General features: G+C 68.5%; 3 protein-coding genes. 1 reads left to right on the plus strand and 2 read right to left on the minus strand.

The window, feature by feature from the left end:
• Nucleotides 1-396 precede the first annotated feature (396 nt).
• Together GBZ48_RS35420 and GBZ48_RS35425 are read right to left on the minus strand one after the other, a co-directional pair.
• On the minus strand, nt 397-1395 hold the full coding sequence (locus GBZ48_RS35420; RefSeq protein WP_174475305.1) for an LLM class flavin-dependent oxidoreductase: 999 nt from the start codon (nt 1393-1395) through the stop codon (nt 397-399).
• A gap of 139 nt (nt 1396-1534) precedes the next feature.
• Nucleotides 1535-2791, minus strand: coding sequence for a cation:proton antiporter domain-containing protein (locus tag GBZ48_RS35425; RefSeq protein ID WP_174475306.1), 1257 nt, complete (start codon nt 2789-2791; stop codon nt 1535-1537).
• A 286-nt stretch (nt 2792-3077) separates the two neighbouring features.
• On the opposite strand from GBZ48_RS35425, the gene GBZ48_RS35430 reads away from it, so the two are divergent.
• Nucleotides 3078-5867: a PAS domain-containing protein gene (locus GBZ48_RS35430; protein ID WP_174475307.1), complete on the plus strand. Its 2790-nt coding sequence runs from the start codon at nt 3078-3080 to the stop codon at nt 5865-5867.
• Nucleotides 5868-5935: the final 68 nt, after the last annotated feature.

Here is a 5935-nt window from a genome sequence, read left to right on the forward strand (position 1 = left end):
CACAGACGATCCTCGATTGTGCCGATCCCCAAAGAGACCCAGCACCACAAGGCCGCAACGGCTACCAACTGCCGCCGCCTGCGCATCCCTTCTCACAACACGGTATAAACTTGTCAAAGAACCCGCAACGCCGAGACGCGTCGCTTCCGAACATTTCAGCGGCGCTCCGTTCTGGATCACCGCGTCGTGTTCGGCTTATTTAGTGGTCTTTACTTTCGCTGTCAACCTCTTTTTTTCGAGGCACTCGGCAGTTACTTGGTCGGACCACTGTTTCCCTTGAAGCGTCACTGTTCTTTCGAACCGTGCTGCGTCGCGGGAGGCGGTGTATAGGCCGCTTGGCCGATGCGGCGCAAGCGCTTTTTTCGCCCCCTCGCGATTTTTACCCGGACCGCCTCTTCAGCCGATCCTCTCGCGCACCTCCGCCCCGATCTGGAAGGAGCGCAGGCGGGCGGCATGATCGTAGATCTGGCCGGCCAGGATCAGTTCGTCCGCCTGGGTGGCGCGGACGATCTCCGACAGTTTGCCGGCCACCTGATCCGGCGTGCCGACCGCGGCCATGGTGCCCAGCGCGCGGTCCACCATCATCTTCTCGGCCGGGCTGCTCCACCAGGACTCGATGTCGTCCACCGGCGGCGGCAGCTTGCCGGGGGTGCCGCGGCGCAGGTTGGCGAACTGCTGCTGGGCGGAGGAGAAGATGCGCCGCGCCTCGGCCTCCGTGTCGGCGGCGAACAGGTTGGCGGCGACCATCGCGTGCGGCTTGTCGAGAGTCGCCGAGGGCTCGAAACGGGCGCGGTAGATCGCCAGCGCCTCCATCAGCATGTCGGGCGCGAAGTGGGAGGCAAAGGCGAAGGGCAGACCCAGCATCGCCGCCAGCTGCGCGCTGAACAGGCTGGAGCCCAGCAGCCACAAGGGCACCTTCAGCCCGGCCCCCGGTACGGCGCGGATGCGCTGGTTGGGCTCCGGCTCCTCGAAATACATCTGCAGTTCGACGACATCCTGCGGGAAGCGGTCGCCGCTGTCGGTCATGTCGCGGCGCAGCGCCCGTGCCGTCATCATGTCGGTGCCGGGTGCACGGCCGAGCCCGAGGTCGATGCGGCCGGGATAAAGCGACTCCAGCGTGCCGAACTGCTCCGCCACCACCAGCGGCGCATGGTTGGGCAGCATCACCCCGCCCGAACCGACGCGAATGGTCGAGGTGCCGGCGGCGACATGGGCGATCACCACGGCGGTGGCCGCACTGGCGATGCCCGGCATGTTGTGGTGCTCGGCCAGCCAATAGCGCTTGTAGCCCAAGCGCTCCGCATGGCGGGCGAGGTCGAGGGTGTTGCGGAAGCTGTCGGCGGCGGTCGCCCCCTGCACGATGGGGCTGAGGTCGAGAACGGAAAAGGGAATCATCGCGCGGTCCCTGACAGGAACGGGGGTGGGGCCGGCATGCGGCCATCGGTTGCCAATCAAGGTATGGTCGCGGGGGTGCCGCTTCCACGCCGGGCCCCGCGCGGCAGCCTTGCGTGCGGTAAGTACGGTGTGGTGGAGGTCAAAGATCCTGCCGGCCGCCGTAAAGCCGCCGGCCGATGGGTTCCAGGGTCAGGCCCTGCACCAGGATGCTGAAGGCGACGGCGACGTAGCAGACCGCCAGGATGGGATCGCGGTAGGGGCTGGCCGGCAGCGACAGCACCAGGGCAACGGCAACGCCGCCGCGCAGTCCGGCCCAGGTCAGGATGGCCAGTGCGCTGGATTTGTCCGTCCGCCCCATATGCATGAGCAGGGCCGGCGTCAGGCTGAGCAGCCGCGCCGCCAAAGCCAGCGGAACGGCCAGCACGGCAGCCAGCAGCAATCGCCCCGTCCAGGAGATCGCCACCGTCGCCTCCAGACCCACCAGCAGGAACAGCAGCGAATTCAGCACGGCGTCGATCATCGTCCAGACCACATGCAGGTCACGGCGGCTCTCGTCGCTGCGCACATGCCGCCCGGTGGTGGACCCGATCAGCAGCCCGGCGACCACCACGGCGATGGGGCCCGACAGGCCGAGCCGGCTGGCCAGAGAATAGGTGCCGAGCACCAGCGCCAGCGAGATGGTCAGTTCCACCACGCTCTCGTCGACCCGCCGCTTCGCCTGATAGGCGATCCAGCCGCAGACGAAGCCCAGCGCCGCGCCGCCCACCGCCTCTTTCAGGAAGTCCAGCGCGGCCTCCCCCACCGTCAGGTCCTGCTCGCTGCCGGTCGCGAGGTGGAGCAGCGTGACGAAGAGCACCACACCCGCGCCGTCGTTGAACAGGCTTTCACCGGAGATCACCGACCGCAAGCTGTCCGGGACCGGCAGCCGCCCCAGGATGCCATGCACCGCCACCGGATCGGTCGGGGCCACGGCCGCTCCCAGCACCAGACACCAGATCAGCGGCACCTCGATCCCGACCAGCGGAAACAGGAGGTGCAGCCCCAGCCCCATCAGGCCGGTGAACAGCAGGACGCTCACCGTCGCCAGCGCCAGAACCGTCCATTTCCGCTTCAGCAGGACGCACAGATCCTCGTTCACCGCGGCGGTGTAGAGCAGCAGGCTGAGAATGCCGTCGAGCAGGATCGCCGGCAGGCTGATCTGGTCGATCAGACCGCGCAGCCAGTCGCCCAGGCCCAGGCTGGAGCCCACCGCGTCGATGCCGCTCACCAGCAGCGCCAGAGCCAGCCCCTGGAAGAACAGAGAGATGGTGTTGGGCAGCTTCAGCCACTTATAGTTGATAAAACCGAAGACCGCCGCCAGGGTCAGCAATATGGCGGAGAGATGGAACGGACCCACGGGCAGTCTCCGAAAAAAGTAGCGCAAGCTGCGCAATCGCCCGAAAAATTCCTGGCCGGCGCAAGAAACGGCCGCCGGCTGCGATGATCTCGACAACATCGGCAGAGGTGTGAAAGTCGCGTTCGCACGATGATTCGAGGAAACTACTCCCAAATGGTTAGAGGGCTCCGATTGCCACCCCTGTTCCGATTGCCTATTCTTGCGCCATGGTCTGTGCAAGGATCCTTATGTTTCCCTCAATTTACGCTCACCGTCGCCGCACCGCCGCTGTTGCGATGTCGGTTGCATGATGGCCGATCCGGTCTGGCAGGACGCCGCAAGGCTGCGGCAATCCGCAGTCCCCGGCCGCGCACCCGACGGCACGGAAACAGGGGTCCGGACCGGGCCGGACGTCTTTACCGGCGGCGGCGAGATGGGCCGGCGGATGCGGGAGATGGACTGGTCGGCGACTCCGCTCGGCCGGCCGGAAGACTGGCCACAGTCGCTGCGCACCATCGTCAACCTGATGCTGACCTCCAGCTTCCCGATGTTCGCGGTCTGGGGGCCGGAGCTAACCTTTCTCTACAACGACAGCTACCGCCCGATCCTGGGCGACAAGCCGGAGGCGCTGGGCCGCCCCTTCGCCGCGGTGTGGGCCGACATCTGGGAGGATCTGGTCCCCCTGGTGGCGCGGGCGCTTGCCGGCGAGGCGACCTATCATGAGGACCGGCTGCTGGTGATGGAGCGGCATGGCTATCGCGAGGAGACCTATTTCACCTTCTCCTACAGCCCGGTCCGCGACGAGGCCGACCGCGTCGCCGGCATGTTCTGCGCCTGCACCGAGAACACCGCCCGCGTGCTGGCCGAACGGCGGCTGACCTTCCAACTCGATCTGGCGGAGAAGCTGCGCGGGTTGAACGATCCGGTCGGCATCACCGCCGCCGCCGCCGAAGCCATCGGCCGCCATCTGCGGGTGGCGCGGGCCGGCTATGGCCGGACCGATCCGACCGGCAGCCTGATCTCGGTGGACCGGGACTGGAGCGACAGCGGGGTGGAAAGCCTCGCCGGCCAGTCCCGGCCGCTCGACAGCTTCGGCCCGGCGCTGATCGCCGAGCTGCGGGCGGGATACACGCTGCGCGTCGACGACATCGCCACCGACCCCCGCACCAGCGGAAGCGGCCCCGCGGCGGCCTTCGCCGGGATCGGCGCGCGCGCGCTGCTGGTCGTACCCCTGCTGAAAGCGGGACAGCTGACGGCCATCCTCTACCTGCATGAGGGCGAGGCGCGCCACTGGACCGAAACCGACGCCGCCCTGGCGGAGGATGTGGCCGAACGGACCTGGGCCGCCGTCGAGCGTGCCCTTGCCGAAGCGGCCTTGCGGGCCGCCAACAAGGCGCTGATCCGCGAACGCGCCGCGGTGGAGGCGGCCAACGCCCGGCTGGCGGCGGAGGGGGAGCGGCTGCGCACGCTGTTCCGGCAGGCGCCGGGCTTCATGTGCGTGCTGCGCGGGCCGGACCATGTCTTTGAACTGGCGAACGACACCTACATGCAGCTGGTCGGCCGCCAGGATCTGGTGGACCGCCCGGCGCGGGACGCGCTGCCGGAGGTGGAGGGCCAGGGCTTCTTCGAATTGCTCGACCGCGTCTATGCCAGCGGCGAGACCTTCGTCGGGCGGAGCATGCCCATCAGTTTCCAGCGCCGGCCGGGCGGGCCGCTGGAGGAGCGCTTCCTCACCTTCGTCTATCAGCCGATCAAGGATGAGGACGGCCGCGTCACCGGCCTGTTCGTCGAGGGCAGCGACGTCACCGAGGCGAAGCGGGCCGAGGAGGAGCTGCAACAGCTCAACGCCACGCTGGAGGCCCGCGTGGCCGAGGAGGTGGCGGAGCGCGAGCGCGTCCAGATCGCGCTGTTGCAGACGCAGAAGACCGAGGCGCTGGGCCAGATGACCGGCGGCGTCGCCCACGACTTCAACAACCTGCTCCAGGCGCTGTCCGGCTGCCTGCACATGATCGAGAAACGGGCGGAGGGCACGCGCATCCAGCCGCTGGTCGATGCCGGCCGGCAGGCGGTGGACCGCGGCGCCAAGCTGGTGCAGCAGCTGATGGCCTTCGCCCGCCGGCAGGCCCTGCGGCCGGAGACGGTCGATCTGCGCGACCGCGTGCTCGGCATGTCGGAACTGCTGAACCGGGCCCTGCGCGCCGACATCCGGCTGGAGGTGGACTTCGCCACCGGGCTCTGGCCGGTGGAGATCGATGCGACGCAGCTGGAGCTTGCCCTGCTGAACCTCGTGGTCAACGCGCGCGACGCGATGCCGGACGGCGGCATGCTGTCGATCCGGGCGGCCAACGTCACCCTGACGCATGGCGATCCGCAGGCGCCCAATGGGCTGTCGGGGGAATTCGTCCGGCTGACGGTGAGCGACACCGGCACCGGCATGCCGGCTGATGTGCAGGCCCGTGCCTTCGACCCCTTCTTCACCACCAAGGAGATCGGCAAGGGCAGCGGGCTGGGGCTGTCGCAGGTCTACGGCTTCGCCCGCCATTCCGGCGGCACCGTCTGGATCGAGAGCGAGGAAGGGCGCGGCACCACCATCGGCCTGCTGATCCGCCGGTCCGGCACCGCCCCGGCGACGGCGGCGGAACCGGCGGCGGCGGAGGCCGGCGCCAGCCGGGTCGGCGGCCATGTGCTGGTGGTGGAGGACGATCCCATCGTCGCGCTGACCGTGGCGACCGCGCTGGAGGATGCCGGCTTCACCATCACCCGTGCGGCCACCGCCGACGAGGCGCTGCCCCTGCTGGAAGCCGGCGGTTTCGATCTGCTGTTCAGCGACGTGGTGATGCCCGGCATCATGAGCGGCGTCGATCTGGCGCGGAGCGCGCAGCGGCTCCGGCCCGATCTGCCCGTCGTTCTGGCGACCGGCTACAGCGAGGAGGTCGCCCGCGCCACCGGGGTGATGGTGCTGCCGAAACCCTACCGCATCGACCATCTGGTCGAGGTGCTGGACACGCTGCTGACGGACGCGGGCCGGGTGGGGGATAGAATTCCCTCTCCCGCCCCGGGAGAGGGAAGGGGCCCAAGCGAAGCTTGGGAAGGGTGAGGGGTAGCGCAAGGAACCATGCGCTTCTGAATTCTTGCCTTACCCCTCACCCTCCCCACCCCCGCGGC

This window comes from Azospirillum melinis (assembly GCF_013340935.1).
Lineage (GTDB): Bacteria > Pseudomonadota > Alphaproteobacteria > Azospirillales > Azospirillaceae > Azospirillum > Azospirillum melinis.